The sequence below is a fragment of the Vogesella oryzae genome (assembly GCF_902829295.1).
Classification (GTDB): Bacteria; Pseudomonadota; Gammaproteobacteria; order Burkholderiales; family Chromobacteriaceae; genus Vogesella; species Vogesella oryzae.
The window spans coordinates 93,921-110,229 of the sequence record NZ_CADEPL010000020.1; the positions used below are offsets into that span (position 1 = coordinate 93,921).

General features: G+C 60.9%; 19 protein-coding genes. 3 read left to right on the forward strand and 16 right to left on the reverse strand.

Annotated features, from left to right (window positions below; all coding sequences use genetic code 11):
* Positions 1-94 precede the first annotated feature (94 nt).
* Both HU218_RS08910 and HU218_RS08915 read left to right on the forward strand, forming a co-directional pair.
* Positions 95-1,567 carry a cobyric acid synthase gene (locus HU218_RS08910; RefSeq protein WP_174874583.1) on the forward strand — a complete coding sequence of 491 codons (1,473 nt, stop codon included), beginning with the start codon at positions 95-97 and terminating at the stop codon, positions 1,565-1,567.
* Positions 1,568-1,836: 269 nt separating this feature from the next.
* Positions 1,837-2,640 (forward strand): substrate-binding periplasmic protein, encoded by an 804-nt coding sequence (locus HU218_RS08915; protein WP_174874584.1) that lies wholly within the window; start codon positions 1,837-1,839, stop codon positions 2,638-2,640.
* A gap of 64 nt (positions 2,641-2,704) precedes the next feature.
* On the opposite strand, the gene nagZ is transcribed toward HU218_RS08915, so the two are convergent.
* Genes nagZ through rpoE form a run of 16 tightly spaced genes read right to left on the reverse strand, consistent with a single transcriptional unit; the run spans position 2,705 to position 15,042 of the window.
* On the reverse strand, positions 2,705-3,790 hold the full coding sequence (nagZ, locus tag HU218_RS08920) for a beta-N-acetylhexosaminidase (protein WP_174874585.1): 1,086 nt from the start codon (positions 3,788-3,790) through the stop codon (positions 2,705-2,707).
* Between the two features lie 7 nt (positions 3,791-3,797).
* Positions 3,798-4,193, reverse strand: coding sequence for a holo-ACP synthase (acpS, locus tag HU218_RS08925; protein ID WP_174874586.1), 396 nt, complete (start codon positions 4,191-4,193; stop codon positions 3,798-3,800).
* A 3-nt stretch (positions 4,194-4,196) separates the two neighbouring features.
* Entirely contained in the window at positions 4,197-4,928 is a 732-nt protein-coding gene (pdxJ, locus tag HU218_RS08930) for a pyridoxine 5'-phosphate synthase (RefSeq protein WP_174874649.1), read from the reverse strand.
* A 30-nt stretch (positions 4,929-4,958) separates the two neighbouring features.
* Positions 4,959-5,690 carry a DNA repair protein RecO gene (gene recO / locus HU218_RS08935; protein WP_174874587.1) on the reverse strand — a complete coding sequence of 244 codons (732 nt, stop codon included), beginning with the start codon at positions 5,688-5,690 and terminating at the stop codon, positions 4,959-4,961.
* Positions 5,671-6,024 carry an antibiotic biosynthesis monooxygenase family protein gene (locus tag HU218_RS08940; RefSeq protein ID WP_174874588.1) on the reverse strand — a complete coding sequence of 118 codons (354 nt, stop codon included), beginning with the start codon at positions 6,022-6,024 and terminating at the stop codon, positions 5,671-5,673. Before HU218_RS08940 ends, recO begins: the two co-directional genes overlap by 20 nt.
* A gap of 25 nt (positions 6,025-6,049) precedes the next feature.
* Positions 6,050-6,940 carry a GTPase Era gene (gene era, locus HU218_RS08945; RefSeq protein WP_174874589.1) on the reverse strand — a complete coding sequence of 297 codons (891 nt, stop codon included), beginning with the start codon at positions 6,938-6,940 and terminating at the stop codon, positions 6,050-6,052.
* A complete protein-coding gene (gene rnc / locus HU218_RS08950; protein WP_174874590.1) occupies positions 6,937-7,650 on the reverse strand; it encodes a ribonuclease III in 714 nt (237 codons plus the stop codon). The genes era and rnc overlap by 4 nt, the downstream gene beginning before the upstream one ends.
* Positions 7,651-7,653: 3 nt before the next feature.
* The gene (locus HU218_RS08955) at positions 7,654-8,031 is read right to left on the reverse strand and encodes a DUF4845 domain-containing protein (protein ID WP_174874591.1); all 378 of its coding nucleotides are present in this window, start codon (positions 8,029-8,031) and stop codon (positions 7,654-7,656) included.
* A gap of 20 nt (positions 8,032-8,051) precedes the next feature.
* Positions 8,052-9,014, reverse strand: coding sequence for a signal peptidase I (gene lepB / locus HU218_RS08960; protein WP_174874592.1), 963 nt, complete (start codon positions 9,012-9,014; stop codon positions 8,052-8,054).
* Complete coding sequence (gene lepA, locus HU218_RS08965) at positions 9,014-10,807, reverse strand: translation elongation factor 4 (protein ID WP_174874593.1); 1,794 nt, start codon at positions 10,805-10,807, stop codon at positions 9,014-9,016. Before lepA ends, lepB begins: the two co-directional genes overlap by 1 nt.
* A gap of 57 nt (positions 10,808-10,864) precedes the next feature.
* Entirely contained in the window at positions 10,865-11,128 is a 264-nt protein-coding gene (locus HU218_RS08970; RefSeq protein ID WP_174874594.1) for a glutaredoxin family protein, read from the reverse strand.
* Positions 11,128-12,552: a DegQ family serine endoprotease gene (locus HU218_RS08975; RefSeq protein WP_174874595.1), complete on the reverse strand. Its 1,425-nt coding sequence runs from the start codon at positions 12,550-12,552 to the stop codon at positions 11,128-11,130. Before HU218_RS08975 ends, HU218_RS08970 begins: the two co-directional genes overlap by 1 nt.
* Positions 12,534-13,007, reverse strand: coding sequence for a SoxR reducing system RseC family protein (locus HU218_RS08980; RefSeq protein ID WP_174874596.1), 474 nt, complete (start codon positions 13,005-13,007; stop codon positions 12,534-12,536). Before HU218_RS08980 ends, HU218_RS08975 begins: the two co-directional genes overlap by 19 nt.
* A 1-nt stretch (position 13,008) precedes the next feature.
* Complete coding sequence (locus HU218_RS08985; protein WP_174874597.1) at positions 13,009-13,950, reverse strand: MucB/RseB C-terminal domain-containing protein; 942 nt, start codon at positions 13,948-13,950, stop codon at positions 13,009-13,011.
* Positions 13,950-14,438: a sigma-E factor negative regulatory protein gene (locus HU218_RS08990; protein ID WP_174874598.1), complete on the reverse strand. Its 489-nt coding sequence runs from the start codon at positions 14,436-14,438 to the stop codon at positions 13,950-13,952. Before HU218_RS08990 ends, HU218_RS08985 begins: the two co-directional genes overlap by 1 nt.
* Before the next feature lie 4 nt (positions 14,439-14,442).
* On the reverse strand, positions 14,443-15,042 hold the full coding sequence (rpoE, locus tag HU218_RS08995) for an RNA polymerase sigma factor RpoE (RefSeq protein WP_174874599.1): 600 nt from the start codon (positions 15,040-15,042) through the stop codon (positions 14,443-14,445).
* Between the two features lie 271 nt (positions 15,043-15,313).
* Between rpoE and prpB the strand changes: the two genes are divergently transcribed.
* Entirely contained in the window at positions 15,314-16,192 is an 879-nt protein-coding gene (prpB, locus tag HU218_RS09000; RefSeq protein WP_174874600.1) for a methylisocitrate lyase, read from the forward strand.
* The last annotated feature ends 117 nt before the right edge of the window (positions 16,193-16,309 follow it).

The window sequence follows — 16,309 nt, forward strand, 5'->3', positions numbered from 1 at the left end:
AGTTGGCCGCATTGTAAATGCACGCTGCAGTGCCTGCTGCCCCGTCAGACAGCCATGCTGCTAGAATCGCGCTCCCCCCACACTGGATTTCCCGATGCCCGCCTCCACTCCCGCCCGTTGGCCGTGGCCGACGCTGATGGTGCAAGGCTGCACTTCCGATGCCGGCAAAAGCACCGTGGTGGCCGCCTTGTGCCGGCTGCTGGCCCGCCGCGGACTGCGCGTGGCACCGTTCAAGCCGCAGAACATGGCGCTGAACAGTGCGGTAACCAGCGATGGCGGCGAGATCGGCCGGGCGCAGGCATTGCAGGCACTGGCAGCCGGCGTCGCGCCGCACAGCGACATGAACCCGGTGCTGCTCAAACCCAGCTCGGATACCGGTGCGCAAGTCATCATCCAGGGCCGGGTGCGCAGCGACATGAATGCCCGCGACTATCACCACTACAAGAGCACGGCGATGCAGGCGGTGCAGGAGTCCTACCGGCGCCTGCAGCACGGCTACGACGCGGTGATGGTGGAAGGCGCCGGCAGTCCGGCGGAAATCAACCTGCGCGATCGCGACATTGCCAATATGGGCTTTGCCGAGGCGGTGGACTGTCCGGTCATTCTGGTGGCGGACATTGATCGTGGCGGCGTGTTCGCCCATTTGACCGGCACGCTGGACTGCCTGTCCGCCAGCGAGCGGCAACGCATTGTCGGCTTCGTGATCAACCGGTTTCGCGGCGACATCAGCCTGCTGCAAGGCGGACTGGACTGGCTGGAAGCCAAGACCGGCAAGCCGGTGCTGGCGGTGCTGCCCTATCTGCACGGCCTGCAACTGGATGCCGAAGACAGCATCCAGCAACAGCAACAACGCGGCAGTTTCGACATCGTGGTACCGGTGCTGCCGCGCATCAGCAACCATACCGATTTCGATGCCCTGCGCGCCCATCCGCAAGTAAACCTGCATTTTGTCGGGCCGGATGCACCCAGGCCGCCGGCGGATCTGGTCATCTTGCCGGGCAGCAAAAGCACCCGTGCCGACCTGGCATTCCTGCAGCAGCAAGGTTGGCCGCAATACCTGCATCGCCATCTCCGTTATGGCGGCAAGCTGCTGGGCATCTGCGGCGGCTACCAGATGCTGGGGCGCCGGATTGACGACCCGCTGGGCGTGGAAGGCAGCGCCGGCAGCAGCGCCGGACTTGGCCTGCTGGACATCGACACCACCCTGGCCGCCAGCAAGACGCTACGCCAGCGGCACGGGCAATGCGCCTTTGCCAGCGCCGCGGTCAGCGGCTACGAAATCCGCATGGGAGTCAGCCAGGGGCCGGATTGTGCACGGCCGGCATTCTTGCTTGACGAAGGCAGCGATGGCGCCTGCAGCGACGATGGCCAGATCATGGGCAGCTATCTGCATGGTCTGTTCGACCATCCGCAAGCCGGCGCGGCGCTATTGCGCTGGGCCGGGCTGGACAATGCCCGGAGCGTAGACCTGGCGGCCTTGCGTGAAGCCAGCATCGAACGACTGGCCGATGCCTGCGAACCGCTTTACCAGCGACTGGTCACCCTGCGACCAAGCTTGTCAGCCTAACAATACCGCCTGCGCATTTTGTCCGACAAAATGCACAGCGTTGTAAAAACAACAAAAACTTATTAAAACCTGGCCTGACAATGCCCGTTGTATATCAAACAATAGAAACAGCAGCTTGCAAACAATATCAATGGCATATTTGTGTAAATAAAAATAGCTCAAATGCAAAACATGTAATCAAATCAAATATCCGGAATACTCCGCTTGTCGCCCGTAAACAGCCTGCCTAGACTGGCTCACTGATTTTGCCTATCGCCCAGATTGTCGCCATGCCGCTTGCCCGAACGCTTGCCACTACCGCCCTGTTGCTGACCGCCAGCCTGCCCTGGAGCATGGCCGTTGCCGGCGGTACGCCTTGCACGCAGCTGATCGCATCCGGCAACCCGGAATACCCGCCGTACCTGTGGGTAGACGCCGACGACGGCAAGCATCTGGAAGGCGCCGCCGCCGACCTGATGCAGTTGCTGTCACGCGAGATCGGCATCCCGATTACCGTGAACTACGTCGGCCCGTGGGCACGGGTACAGAAATCGGTGCAGGATGGCAGGGTCGATCTGATTGCCGGCGCGTTCTATACCCAGCCGCGTCGCCAGTACATGAGCTACATCCAGACGCCGATGACCATGACCCGCACCGCGATCTGGATGCGCGACAGCAAACCGGTCAATTACAGCCGCTGGCTGGACTTGGTCGGCTATCGCGGCGTCACCGTGGTGAACAACAGTTTTGGCGAGGAATTCGACCGCTTTGCCGAACACAGCCTCAACATCGAAACCGTCGGTAGCGTGGAAAACGCCTTGCGCATGCTCAGCCTGGGACGTGCCGACTACCTGATCTACGAAGACGAACCGGCGAATGCCTATGCCCGCCGTCTGGGCATGCGAAATCTGAAGAGCGCCAGCGGCACCATCACCCGCGAGCCGCTGTACCTGACGCTTGGCCACCAGTCCTCCTGCTACAGTGATCAGCTCTACCAGCGACTCAACAAGGCACTGAAAAAATTGGTCGACTCTAAAGTCATGGATCAGCTGCTGGAAAAAAACCTGCAGCGCTGGCAGGAACAAGGCCGCTAGCGGCCGGCGGCCAACATAGAAAAAGCCCAACGCATACGTTGGGCTTTTTTTCGCGTAGAGAGCCTCAGTAAGCCTCGCCGACAATCGGTCCTTGCAGTGTCTCGCGCGGCAGTCCCAGCTGCAGCACCGCCTGCTGCGCGGCGCGGAACGCCTCGCTGGCCAACAATGCCTGCCAGTCGGCCACCTCGCCCTGCCCGGCCATGCGTTGCAGCCGTGCGGCCAACTTGGGCTGTGCCGGCGGCGTCAGTCGCGCCAGCAGTTCGTCCGCCAGATCCGGACGGTTGCACACCAGTGCCATGTCACAGCCGGCCGCAAAGGCAAATTCGGCGCGCGCCACGATGTCGCCGACACCGGCGGCGCCTTCCATGGTCAGGTCGTCGGAGAAGATGGCACCATCAAAACCCAGCTCAGCGCGCAGAATGTCCTGCAACCAGACGCGGGAGAAACCGGCCGGCTGCGGGTCTACCGCCGGATACACCACGTGCGCCGGCATTACCGATGCCATTCCTGCCGCCGCCAGCGCCGCAAACGGCTTGAGGTCGTCCTGTCGCAGCGCATCCAGGCTGCGCTCATCCACCGGAATCACGTGATGGCTGTCGCCCTCGACAAAGCCGTGCCCGGGGAAGTGCTTGCCGCAGCTGCCCATGCCGCCACGGGTCAGCCCACGCTGCAAGGCCACCGCCAGTGCCGACACCACCGCCGGGTCGCGATGGAAGCTGCGGTTGCCGATTACCGCGCACTGTCCCCAGTCCAGATCCAGTACCGGGGTAAACGACAGGTCGATACCGCAGGCGCGCAACTCTGCGGCCAACACATAGCCGACGTTCTCGGTTGAGGCGCAGGCCGCAGCCTCGCCGTCGCTATCCCACAACTGGCCCAGTAACTGCATCGGCGGCAGGCGGGTGAAGCCATCGATAAAGCGTTGCACGCGGCCACCTTCGTGATCGACGGCAATCAGCAGTGCCGGGCTGCGCAGCGCACGGATTTCGGCAGTCAGCGCCTTGAGTTGCTCGATATTCTGGAAGTTGCGACGGAACAGGATCACGCCGCCCACCAGCGGGTGGCATAGCCGCTGGCGCTCTTCATCCGTCAGGCGGAATCCGGCTACATCCGCCATTACCGGGCCGCGGGGCAGTTGCATAGTCGTCATGTCTTGCTCACAGGTTGGCCGCACCGGCGGTTTCGCAGACCACGAACGCCAGCGCGTGTTGTTGTTCGTCGGAAATCGACAGATGCACATTGCTGATGCCACGGCTGGCAAGAAACGCTTTCAGCGCATCGTCAAAGGCAAACATCGGCTTGCCCAGGGCATCGTGTGTGATGGCGATAGCCGTCAGTAGCACCGGCTCGCGGATGCCGGTGCCCAGCGCCTTGCCCAGCGCTTCCTTGGCGGCAAAACGCTTGGCGAGAAAGCGCGCCGGCTGCGCCGCGGCGGCCAACTCCTCGCGCTCCGGGGCCGCCAGCAGGCGGCGGCCGATGTCCAGTCCCCAGCGTGCCAGCAAGCCTTCGAAGCGTTCGATCCGTGAGATGTCGGTGCCGATGCCGTAAATCATCGTTTACAGACCCTGGCGGCCTTCGATCATCAAGGCCTTCATCTCGCGTACCGCATTGGCGAAACCGACCATCAGCGCATGGCTCACCAGCGCGTGACCGATGTTCAGCTCGGCGATTTCCGCAATGGCGGCAATCGGCTTTACGTTGTGGTAGTTCAGGCCGTGACCGGCATTCACCACCATCCCCAGATGGGCAGCAAACACCGCAGCTTCGCGGATGCGTGCCAGCTCGGCAGCCTGCTCCTCGTGCTTGAAGTCGGCGTGGGCATAGGCCCCGGTGTGCAGTTCGATCACGCGGGCGCCGGCATCCCAGGCCGCCTGGATCTGCTCGATATCCGGATCGATGAAGATCGACACCCGCGTGCCGGCATCCGTCAGCTGGCGGGTGAATTCGCGCACCTGATCGAAGTAACGGATTACATCCAGGCCGCCTTCGGTGGTGACTTCTTCGCGCTTTTCCGGCACCAGGCAGACGTCTTCCGGCTTCACCCGCAGCGCATTGGCCAGCATCTCGTCGGTCAGCGCCATTTCCAGGTTCATGCGCGTCTTGATGGTGGCGCGCATCGCGTCCACGTCGTGATCCTGGATGTGGCGGCGGTCTTCGCGCAGATGCAGGGTAATCAGGTCGGCGCCGCTGGATTCGGCCACCAGTGCCGCTTCGATCGGACTGGGGAAACGGGTGCCGCGCGCCTGACGCAGGGTGGCGACGTGGTCGATGTTGACACCGAGCAGAATCATGATGGGTCTCTCTCCGGCTGTCGCTGGCTACTCGGCCAGCGCATATAGGGTTGTTAGTAGTTCGCGGGTGGCCAGCGGCTGCTGCCCCAGCAATTCGTCCAGCAGCACGCGGGTCAGCAGACGGGCATCGCGACGGGTCTGTACCTGGCTCAGGTCACCGGCTGCCAGTGCCAGCAGGCTGGCGCCCGGCAGCACGCAGCCATGCGCCGATGGCCGCTCGATGGGCGCCACCCGTTGCGGCAGCTCGCCAAAGCGGCACAGGTAATATCCTTCTGGCACGACATCCTGCCCGCCGGCATCGGCGGCCAACATCGGGGCGTAACCCAGCAGCGAGAGCAGATCCAGCTCGAAGCGGCGCAGCACGTTGCCAAACTGCACATCGCCGGCCAGGGTACGCACGACCCGGTCGTACAGTTTGAACAGCTCCGGCGCCGGATCGTCACGCGGCGCCAGCCGCAGCAGCAATTCGTTCAGATAGAAGCCGCACACCAGCCGTTCGCCGGCAAACTGTGGCACGCCGCCACGCCAGTCGGCGACATGCAGGGTGCGCAATTCGCCCTTGCCGAACCACGATAGTTGCAAGGGCTGGAACGGCAGCAACAGCCCACGCAAATCGGAGCGCGGCCGGCGCGCGCCGCGCGCCACCAGGGTGAAGCGGCCGTGGTCCCGCGTCAGCACTTCCACCAGCAGACTGGTTTCCTTGTACGGCTGGGTGTGCAGAACGTAGGACGGCTGGCGGTCAACCTTGCCCGGCTGCATCGCCCTGCTCCGGCCGCTGCCAGACCTTGGCCCGTTCCACTTTGGCAACCCGCAACGCCAGCTCGGCATACCAGCGGACAAAGCCCTGCTGCTGCGCCAGGCGGTGCTCGGCATCCGCCTTCCAGGCGGCAATCGCGTCTTCACTGGACCAGTAGGACACGGTGATGCCGAAGCCGTCGCCATCACGGGCACTTTCGGCACCGAGGAAGCCCGGCTGCTCGCCAGCCAGCTGCACCATGCGCTCGGCCATGTCGCTGTAACCATCATCGCCGGCGGTACGTTGACTGCTGAAGATCACCGCCCAGTACGGCGGTTCGGGAGTGTTCGCAAACATGCGGCCAACCTTGCTGAGGCGTGGGTCAGTTGATGCCGAAATCGCGCAGGAAGCGAACGTCGTCTGCCCAGCCGGATTTCACCTTCACCCACACTTCCAGGAACACCTTGCAGTCGAACAGCTGTTCCATGTCAATGCGTGCCTCGGTAGAGATTTTCTTCAGCTTCTCGCCTCCGCGACCGATAACGATCGGCTTCTGCCCTTCCTTGTCCACCAGCACCGCGACATAAATGCGGAACATGTGGCCGTCCACTTCGAACGACTCCACTTCCACGTTCATCTCGTACGGCAGCTCTTCGCCCAGATAGCGGAACAGTTTCTCGCGCACGATTTCGGCAGCCAGGAAACGCTGGGTCTTGTCGGTGACCATGTCTTCCGGATACAGCGGCACCGATTCCGGCAGGTGCGGACGTACCTTGTCCAGCAACTCGCCCAGACGTTGGCCGTGCTTGGCGCTGACTACTTCGACTTCGGCAAACGGGAACTCGGCCCGGGCCTCTTCGATGAAGGCCGACAGCGCCAGCTTGTCCTTGGCCTTGTCCAGCTTGTTCAGCACCAGAATCACCGGTGTCTTCTTGGGCAACAGTGCGATGACTTCGCGGTCGGCCGCCGACAGGCGCATGGCTTCCAGCACGAACAGCACGCAATCGACGTTGGCCAGCGAATCTTTCACGCTATTGTTCAGCGTCTCGTTCAGCGCGCCCTTGTGGTAGGTCTGAAAACCCGGGGTGTCCACAAAAATGAACTGCGCGTTCGGCTCGGTGTAGATGCCGTTGACGCGGTGGCGCGTGGTTTGCGCCTTCTTGGAGGTGATGCTGATCTTCTGGCCGATGAGATGGTTCATCAGCGTGGATTTGCCGACGTTGGGACGACCAACGATGGCGACAAAGCCGCAGCGGTACGGGGTGTCACTCATGATGTTTTTTTCTTGCCAGCGGCAAAATGTTGTTCCAGCAACAGCAGCGCAGCTTCCGCGGCCTGTTGCTCGGCACCGCGACGGCTGCTGCCCTCACCGGTTGTAATGATCGCCAGCTCGCCCAGGTCACACTGCACGCGGAACGACTGCTCATGTGCTTCGCCGTTCTGCGCCAGGATGGTGTAACGCGGCAGCGCCAGACGGCGTGCCTGCAATGCCTCCTGCAGGCGGGTCTTGGCATCCTTGGCATGACGGGGCGGGTCAATGGCACTGATACGGCCCTGATACAAGCGCCGTACTACCTGTTCCGCGGCCTGGAAATCGCGATCGAAGCTGATGGCGGCAAAGGTTGCCTCGACGGCATCAGCCAGGATGGACGGCCGGTTAAAGCCGCCGCTTTTCAGTTCGCCCTCGCCCAGATACAGGTAATCGCCAAGTTTCAGCTCCTGGGCGATTTCGGCCAGAGTGTTCTGGTTAACCAGGTTGGCGCGCAAGCGCGACAGCTCGCCTTCGCTCAGTTTCGGAAACTGGTCGAACAACATCCGCGCCACGGTGTAATTGAGGATGCTGTCGCCGATGAATTCGAAGCGTTCGTTGTTGGGCGTACCAAAACTGCGATGGGTCAGCGCCTGCTTCAGTAAATCCGGCTTCTCAAAAAAATAATCCAGCGCCGTACCAAGGCGCCGGAATCGATTGTCTTGTTGGTTCACGATTTATTTTGCTTGATCCTGCAGCACGGGAATGCTGCCGGCCTGATATTCGAAATGGAACACCAGTTTGATGTCCTTCATGATCGGAACTTCGGTGTTGTAGCTAATGCCGACACCCAGTTTGCCACCGGAGCTGATCACTAGCAGGTCTTCTTTCTTTACGGAGTTAAAGTCCTGCACAATGTCATTGTTCTCGAAGCTGCGGCGTACCTCGTGATCGGTCTGTTCCTGATCCACCGCGATTTCATTAATCGTGCGCTTGATGGCGTTGTACTCGGTGTACACCGGCACCACTTTCAGCACCAGAAACACCACCACAGCCGCCAGCATGGCAAAAGCCAATACCACCAGGAACGAAAAACCACCCTGCGAACGCTTCATCTCCAGCCCTTTCAGATTGCTCAGTGGATGCGGGTGCCGATACGCGAGAAATCACCGAAGTTCATCCAGATCAGGAAGGCTTTACCCACCAGCAGGCGATCCTCGACAAAACCCCAGTAACGGCTGTCTTCGCTGTTATCGCGATTGTCACCCATCATGAAATACTGTCCCTGCGGTACTTTGCAAGTAAAACCGTCTTCGCGGTACTCGCAATTTTCACGACCGGCAAACAGGCGGACACCGTTAGGAATGTAAACCGGCGTTTCTGGCATCACCAGAGTATGGAAAGTCTTGCCGTTGATGGTTTCCTGGAACTGCTGCGTACGCACCAGCATCAGGCCTTTTTCCAGATATTCCAGATCGCCAGCCGAAACATGCTCTACCGGCTTGCCGTTAATGGTCAGCTGCTTGTTGCGATAGTCCACTACATCGCCCGGTGTGCCGATAACGCGCTTGATGAAATTGATCTTTTCATCTTCGGGGTAGTTGAACACCACCACATCGCCACGCTCTACCTTGCCCACCGGCACCACCACCTGGTTTGTCACCGGTAGTCGCAAACCGTAGTCGAACTTGTTCACCAGGATGAAATCTCCGACAACAAGGCCCGGCCGCATGGAGCTGGACGGAATCTGGAACGGTTCGGCCACGAATGAGCGCAGCAGGAAGACCACGGCAATGATGGGAAAGAACCCGCGCGGGAAGTCGATATAGTGCGGCGCGCGTTCGCCCGGCGGACGTTTTTTTGCCAGCAGCCACTTGTCCAGCGCCCAGATGATGCCGGTCACCAGTACGATGATCAGCATTACCGAGCCAAAGCTCATATAGCCGGACAGCAAGCCGAAGGCGCCACCCAGCAGCGCCAGATAACCCCACTCTACCGAGGAGGATGGCGAACCATCCTCATTTTTGGCCGAAAACAGGATCAGCAGCAGGCCGACCACGGCCAGCACTACCCATACCCACACCAGGTTCGTCCCCATTACTTGTCCCCAACTTGCAGAATGGCCAGGAAGGCCTCCTGCGGGATTTCAACGTTACCTACCTGCTTCATGCGCTTCTTACCGGCCTTCTGCTTTTCCAGCAGTTTCTTCTTACGGGTAATGTCACCACCGTAACACTTGGCCAGTACGTTTTTACGTAGTGCTTTGACTGTTTCGCGGGCGATGATATGACCGCCGATGGCGGCCTGCACCGCGATGTCGAACATCTGACGCGGAATCAGCTCGCGCATCTTGGACACCAATTCGCGACCACGATACACGCTGCTGGCACGGTGCACGATCAGGCTCAGAGCATCCACTTTTTCGCCGTTAACCAGCACATCCAGCTTCACCAGATCGGCGGACTGGAACTCCTTGAACTCGTAGTCCAGCGAGGCATAGCCGCGACTGGTGGACTTGAGCTTGTCAAAGAAGTCCATCACCACTTCGTTCATCGGCAGGTCGTACTTCAGCATCACCTGACGCCCCATGTACTGCATATTTCGCTGCACGCCACGCTTGTTGTTACACAGCGTCATCACCGAGCCCACGTAGTCTTGCGGCACCAGAATGGTGGCAGTGATAATCGGTTCGCGCAGTTCGTCGTACTTGCCAGCTTCCGGCATGCGCGACGGGTTGGACACTACCTCGACGACACCGTCCTTCATCACCACTTCGTAGTTCACCGTCGGCGCGGTGGTGATCAGGTCCATGTCGAATTCGCGCTCCAGGCGCTCCTGCACAATCTCCAGATGCAGCAGGCCGAGGAAGCCACAACGGAAACCGAAGCCCAGCGCCTGCGACACTTCCGGCTCGAACTTCAGCGAGGCATCGTTCAGCTGCAGCTTTTCCAGTGCATCGCGCAGGGCTTCGTAATCGTGACTTTCCACCGGATACAGACCGGCAAATACCTGCGACTGGACTTCCTTGAAACCAGGTAGTGCCTCGCTGGCCGGTTTGGCGGCCAGGGTGATGGTATCGCCCACCTTGGCAGACTTCAGTTCTTTGATACCGGCGATAACAAAGCCCACTTCACCCGCGCTCAGCACTTCACGCTGTACCGATTTCGGGGTGAATACGCCCACCTGCTCGCACAGATGCTCGGCCTGGGTCGCCATGAACTTGATCTTGTCCTTGGGCTTGAGCTGGCCATCGATTACGCGCACCAGCATCACCACGCCGACGTAGTTGTCGAACCAGGAGTCGATGATCAGCGCCTTCAGCGGTGCATCCGGATTGCCTTCCGGCGGCGGAATCTTGGTAACCACGGTTTCCAGGATGTCCTCGATACCGATACCGGACTTGGCCGAGGCTCGCACGGCATCGATAGCCTCGATACCGATGATGTCCTCGATCTCCTGGCTGACACGTTCCGGATCGGCGGCCGGCAGGTCGATCTTGTTCAGCACCGGTACCACCTCGACACCTAGCTCGATGGCGGTGTAGCAGTTGGCCACGGTTTGCGCTTCAACACCTTGGGAGGCATCGACAACCAGCAGCGCGCCTTCACAGGCGGACAGCGAGCGCGATACTTCGTAGGAAAAGTCGACGTGACCCGGGGTATCGATCAGGTTCAGGTTGTAGACCTGACCATCGCGCGCCTTGTATTGCAGCGCGGCAGTTTGTGCCTTGATGGTGATACCGCGCTCTTTCTCGATATCCATCGAGTCGAGTACCTGGGCACTCATTTCACGCAGTTCCAGACCGCCACAAAACTGGATGAAGCGGTCGGCCAATGTCGATTTGCCGTGGTCAATATGGGCAATAATCGAGAAATTACGGATATGTTTCATCTGAATCCAGCAAAAATTAAGGGCACACAAAGTGCCCTTTTAACACTGGCGCGGATTTTAGCTGATTTCGCTGCCCTGTGCAGCCGGGCGTTGCTCCAGATGTGCGGCCAACCTTGCTTCATCCAGATGCCAGTGGCAAATTTCCAGCTCGCCATCCATCAGTACCGGCACCAGTTCGTTGAAACGCTCTTCCAGCACCGGGTCGGCATCGACATCCACCACATCAATGGCAAAGCCGTAGTGCTGCTGCCACGGCCGCAGCTGCGCCAGCATGTCGTGGCACAGGCTGCAGTACTCGCGAAAATACAGTGTCAATTGCATCAGGGCTTTACCTTCTCCGGCTTCACGGCAACAAACAGCGAATCCCCCTGCCGCAGCACCTGCAACGCCAGGCTGCCACCAGCAGGCACCGCATTGATTGCCTGCTGTAGCTGGCGAATGCTGGTCAGCTCTTCACCTGAAACACCGACGATAACATCCCCCGCCTGCAAGCCGGCATCCGCCGCCGGACCCTGCACCCCCCGCACCAGCAGGCCAAATTTCACACCCAGCTTCTGCAGCTGTGCGGCAGCCAGTGGCTGCACCGTCAAGCCGGTCTGATTGGTCATCGACGCCTCGGCCGAAGGCCCCTGATTTCCGTGATAGGCACGATCAGCGGTACGCGGATCCTCACTCTGCAACTCCGAGGTCACCACACTCGTGCGCAGCGACTTGCGGTTACGCCAGACTTCCAGCTCCACCTTGCTGCCCGGGCGGATGCCGCTAAGCAGCCGCGGCAAGTCATCACCGCTGTCCAGCGGCTTGCCATTCATCGACAACACCACATCACCAGACTTGAGCCCGGCCTTATCTGCCGGACCGCCTTTTTCGACACTACTGATCAGTACACCCTTGGCATCAGCCAGACCGAACGATGCAGCCAACTCCTTGCTCATCGGCTGAATCGCCACGCCGATACGACTGCGGCTGACCTTGCCCTCCCGCTTCAACTCGTCGGCAACCGTCATGGCCACATCGATGGGAATCGAGAAAGAGATACCCATGAAACCACCGGAACGGCTGTAAATCTGCGAGTTGATCCCGACTACCTCGCCCTTCAGATTGAACAGCGGGCCGCCCGAGTTACCCGGATTCACTGCCGCATCGGTCTGGATGAACGGCACGTAGCTCTCGTCCGGCAGGTGACGCCCTTTGGCGGAAACGATACCGGCGGTAACACTGTTCTCGAAACCGAACGGCGAGCCGATAGCCAGCACCCACTCGCCGACTTTCAGCGCCTCCGACTTGCCGACTTTGACAAAGGGCAGCCCCTTGGCATCGATTTTCAGCAACGCCACATCGGTACGCGCATCGGAGCCCACCACCTTGGCCTTGAACTCCCGGCGGTCCCCCAGGGTAACGATCATCTCGTCAGCGTCGGCAATCACATGCGCATTGGTCAGCACATAACCGTCCGCCGACAGGATGAAGCCCGACCCCATGCCACCCGTGCGGTACTCTCGCAGCTGCGGCGGGGCAAACTGGCGGAAAAACTCGGAGAACGGATCGTTTTCCATGCCCTGCGGCAGCTCGCGCACCATCTGCCGTACCGTACCGACCGTACGGATATTCACCACCGCCTTACCCTGGTCCTCGACCAGCTGGGTGAAGTCCGGCAGCACCGTTACCGGTGCGGCGTGAATCACAGGACTGGCAATCAAGCCGGCCATCAGCATAGAGGCGGCAATCAGCTTCTTGAGCGGCATGTTCTGACAAACTCCACGGAAAGTTGAGAAGAAGAGGCACGACTGGCGATATGCGGCTGAAATCGCACATCGCCGGCAAGGCGACGGCTGTAGCCACGCACCAGCAACAAGGAAAACAGCAAGGCAAACAACCCGCCGGCCACTGCGGCCAACTCGCCGGCAGCGGAGGCCAGCATGGCTCCCAGCAACAAGGCAGATACCGGCACGGCATACAGCAAGCCGGCACTACGCAGCATGCCGGATTCCGGCACCGCGATTTTGACCTGTTCGCCTGCATTCACCCCCAGCGGATCCAGCACCCGGAACTGCGGCTGGCGCAGGCTGAACATCCGTGCCAGCTGCAACGAGCGACAGCCGGAAACCGGATCACATTGCCCGCAGGGAGAATGCGGGCGGGGCTCCACCCAGGCAAAACCGGGCTCCACCCGCAATACCCGCGCTTCGGTTTCGATCATATTACTTCGGGACGAGACGAATATTTTTCAGGACGGACTGCAGACCCGCTTCCGGCATATCCCCCACCACCGTCAGCAATTGCTCACCAGCCCGGCGGGATGCCACCCCAATACCGTTGGGCGCGATAACCACCGGATGTGCAGGCACTTCGGCATCCGAGGTTTCGACAAACAGCGACAGCTTGGCAAAACCGTCCGAGTATACATAGTGCTGCACCGCCTGCTCGTGGCCCGGCAGCGGCCGGCTCATGTAGCGAAGCAGCCGGAAACCAGCGGGGATACCCTTCACTTCCAGCGGCGGTTGCGCACTTTTCACCACTGCCGCCGTCCCCAGCGACAGTGACTGCTTGTAACGCGGCCGCAGCTTCGATCTGTCATGCTCCGGTCCGAGGGTCAACTCGGTAAAAGCAAACTGCTCGATCACCTCGCCGCGCACGCCACCGGTTACCACCTTCAGCGGCAATGCCGTGACCGGGTCGATACACAAACGCTGGCTGTAACGGGAATTGACCTCGCGCGGCTTGAGCAGCAACCACTGGCAGTCGCGCTCGGCCACGCGATCCATACCGCCACGGCTCAGGTTGTACGCCACCGCGAGATCCGCTGGCGCATCCGGCAACACGGCCGGGAACATTTTTACCGCACCCAGCTTGGCCGCGCTCAGCGAGCGGGCATCCGGCGCATAGCAGGTAAGCTCGCTACCCTGGCGCACGATTTCGCGCGGCAACCCGTCCAGCGACTCGCGCCGTTCGCGCAGCAAGCCATCTTCACTGCTGCGGTAAATACGGAAGGTTTCCAGCTCGCCGCCCAACGGGTGGGAATAGATGGCACTGAAAGGAAAAGACTGGCCAGCAACCGCCGCTCGACGCAACAACGACCAGTCATCTTCGGCATGGGCAACCAGCGGCAGAGAAATCAGGACACAGACGGCCAGCCGACGCATCAACGCACCCCCTGGGCAACTGGCTGGCTGAGGCCAACTCGCGTCAAACCGTCACCGACGGCACCATCCTGATGCGCATCCAGATACAACTGGCTACCATCCGCCACTTGCTGCAACTGGGCAGACGGCGCCGGCACCACCTGGGCAACCAGACCGGCATCTGCCGGCTGGCTCTGCCAGCTGTACCAACCCACCACGCCCGCCAGCGCCACCGAAGCCGCCACCGCAAAGCGGGCCGCCGGACGGCTGACCCGACGCTGCAACGAACGCGGCGCCAGCACGGTCGGCTCGGTTGCCAGCGTGCTGCTTACCTCGCTGCGCACATCCACCGACAGCAGCGAGGCACCGCGCAGGGCATCACCAATCAGGTGAAACTCCTGCCACGCCGACTGCAACTCGGCATCGCCGGCCAGGCGCTTGATGAGCGGCTCGGCATCCTTGTCGGCCAGTTCACCATCCATCAGGGCGGAAAGGTTTTCTTTCATCATCTTCTCACCATCTCTTGTTTTTGGCCGTGTCCAGCAACGGACGCAACTCTGTCGCAATCGCCTCGCGGGCACGGAAAATCCGTGACCGCACGGTGCCGATCGGACAATTCATTGCCTCAGCAATTTCCTCGTAACTGAGGCCCTCCATTTCCCGGAGGGAGATCGCCGTACGCAATTCTTCCGGCAGACGCGCTACCGCCGCATTGACCGCGGCCAATATCTGCTGGTTCATCATTTCCGCCTCGGGCGTGTGGTAGTCCGGCACCTGCGAGGCCATATCCAGCGTATCGCCGTCCTCGTCCTCATACTCCGCACTTACCACTGGCCGCCGCCCGGCCGAGGTCAGAAAATTCTTGGCTGTATTGATGCCAATCCGGTACAGCCAGGTATAAAACGCGCTCTCGCCACGAAACGACGGCAAGGCGCGGTATGCCTTTACAAAAGCTTCCTGCGTCACGTCTTCAATGTCGGCACTATCGCGGATAAACCGCGACAACAGCCGTGACAGACGGCGCTGATACTTGCTGACCAGCAAGTCGAACGCACGTTTTTCGCCGCGCTGGGCACGCTCCACCAGTTGCTGATCGAGTTCTCGATCGCTCATCGTTGTCATTCACTCCCTGATTCGCCCTGCTGTTTTTAGTTTGTCGCCGGTTGAGCCGGCACAGGGCACAACTTATGACCGGAGGCCCTCCGCATTAGTTCACACTGAATTACGACAACACCCCGAGCTGCACATTGAACCACGGCAGCCAGTTGGCAAGCCAGCCTGTGACTGCAGGTGACAGCCCCTGGGACAAAAAGTCTGTTTTCAAAAAACCAAGCACTTGCTAGAATTTATGCAAATCACCCCAGAACAAGGACAGGAGCCCCCGATGACGACACCCGGCCAACGTTTCCGCGACGCAGTCGCCCAAGAAAAACCCCTGCAGGTCGTTGGCGCGGTAAACGCCTATGCCGCACGCCTGGCCGAGCATAGCGGCTTCAAGGCGTTGTACCTGTCCGGCGGCGGCGTGGCGGCCTGCTCTTGCGGCATTCCCGACCTGGGCATCACCACGCTGGAAGACGTACTGATCGACGTGCGCCGCATCACCGACGTGACCGACTTGCCGCTGCTGGTGGATATCGACACCGGCTGGGGCGGCGCCTTCAACATTGCCCGTGCGGTACGCAGCCTGGAAAAAGCCGGCGCCGCCGCCGTGCACATCGAAGACCAGGTACAGCAAAAACGCTGCGGCCATCGCCCCAACAAGGCCATCGTCAGCCAGGACGAAATGGTCGACCGCATCAAGGCCGCCACCGACGCCCGCAAGCACGGCATGGTGATCATGGCCCGTACCGATGCGCTGGCGGTGGAAGGTCTGGACGCCGCCATCGAACGCGCCGTGGCCTGCGTGGAAGCCGGCGCCGACATGATCTTCCCCGAGGCCATCACCGATCTCGCGATGTACCGGCAGTTTGCCGAGGCGGTAAAAGTGCCGGTACTCGCCAACATCACCGAATTCGGCGCCACCCCGCTGTACACCACCAGGGAGCTGGGCGAGCACGGCGTCAGCATGGTGCTGTATCCGCTGTCGGCATTCCGCGCCATGAGCAAGGCTGCGCTGGAGGTTTACGGCGCCATCCGCCAGGACGGCACCCAGCAGAACGTGGTCGGCAAGATGCAGACCCGCATGGAGCTGTACGACCACCTGGGCTACCACGACTACGAGCAGAAACTGGACGCCCTGTTTGCCGAAGGCAAGAACAAGTAAGCGTTACCGGGGTTGGCCGCAACAAGCCACAACCATACACAGAGCGCGGCCAACCCCACCCCCATCGCAGTTATTGCGGCAGCGCCGCACCGTCATCGCCAGGCCGCCCGGCGGCCG

What these genes read in the sequence shown, in the direction of transcription:
- HU218_RS08980 (WP_174874596.1), bottom strand. Translation starts at nt 13,007, where the DNA reads ATGATCGAAACCGAAGCGCGGGTATTGCGGGTGGAGCCCGGTTTTGCC.
- recO (WP_174874587.1), bottom strand. Translation starts at nt 5,690, where the DNA reads ATGCAGCCGGGCAAGGTTGACCGCCAGCCGTCCTACGTTCTGCACACC.
- HU218_RS08975 (WP_174874595.1), bottom strand. Translation starts at nt 12,552, where the DNA reads ATGCCGCTCAAGAAGCTGATTGCCGCCTCTATGCTGATGGCCGGCTTG.
- HU218_RS08970 (WP_174874594.1), bottom strand. Translation starts at nt 11,128, where the DNA reads ATGCAATTGACACTGTATTTTCGCGAGTACTGCAGCCTGTGCCACGAC.
- prpB (WP_174874600.1), top strand. Translation starts at nt 15,314, where the DNA reads ATGACGACACCCGGCCAACGTTTCCGCGACGCAGTCGCCCAAGAAAAA.
- nagZ (WP_174874585.1), bottom strand. Translation starts at nt 3,790, where the DNA reads ATGACGACTATGCAACTGCCCCGCGGCCCGGTAATGGCGGATGTAGCC.
- era (WP_174874589.1), bottom strand. Translation starts at nt 6,940, where the DNA reads ATGAGTGACACCCCGTACCGCTGCGGCTTTGTCGCCATCGTTGGTCGT.
- acpS (WP_174874586.1), bottom strand. Translation starts at nt 4,193, where the DNA reads ATGATTTACGGCATCGGCACCGACATCTCACGGATCGAACGCTTCGAA.
- HU218_RS08985 (WP_174874597.1), bottom strand. Translation starts at nt 13,950, where the DNA reads ATGCGTCGGCTGGCCGTCTGTGTCCTGATTTCTCTGCCGCTGGTTGCC.
- HU218_RS08955 (WP_174874591.1), bottom strand. Translation starts at nt 8,031, where the DNA reads ATGAAGCGTTCGCAGGGTGGTTTTTCGTTCCTGGTGGTATTGGCTTTT.
- HU218_RS08990 (WP_174874598.1), bottom strand. Translation starts at nt 14,438, where the DNA reads ATGATGAAAGAAAACCTTTCCGCCCTGATGGATGGTGAACTGGCCGAC.
- rpoE (WP_174874599.1), bottom strand. Translation starts at nt 15,042, where the DNA reads ATGAGCGATCGAGAACTCGATCAGCAACTGGTGGAGCGTGCCCAGCGC.
- lepA (WP_174874593.1), bottom strand. Translation starts at nt 10,807, where the DNA reads ATGAAACATATCCGTAATTTCTCGATTATTGCCCATATTGACCACGGC.
- HU218_RS08910 (WP_174874583.1), top strand. Translation starts at nt 95, where the DNA reads ATGCCCGCCTCCACTCCCGCCCGTTGGCCGTGGCCGACGCTGATGGTG.
- HU218_RS08940 (WP_174874588.1), bottom strand. Translation starts at nt 6,024, where the DNA reads ATGTTTGCGAACACTCCCGAACCGCCGTACTGGGCGGTGATCTTCAGC.
- lepB (WP_174874592.1), bottom strand. Translation starts at nt 9,014, where the DNA reads ATGGGGACGAACCTGGTGTGGGTATGGGTAGTGCTGGCCGTGGTCGGC.
- HU218_RS08915 (WP_174874584.1), top strand. Translation starts at nt 1,837, where the DNA reads ATGCCGCTTGCCCGAACGCTTGCCACTACCGCCCTGTTGCTGACCGCC.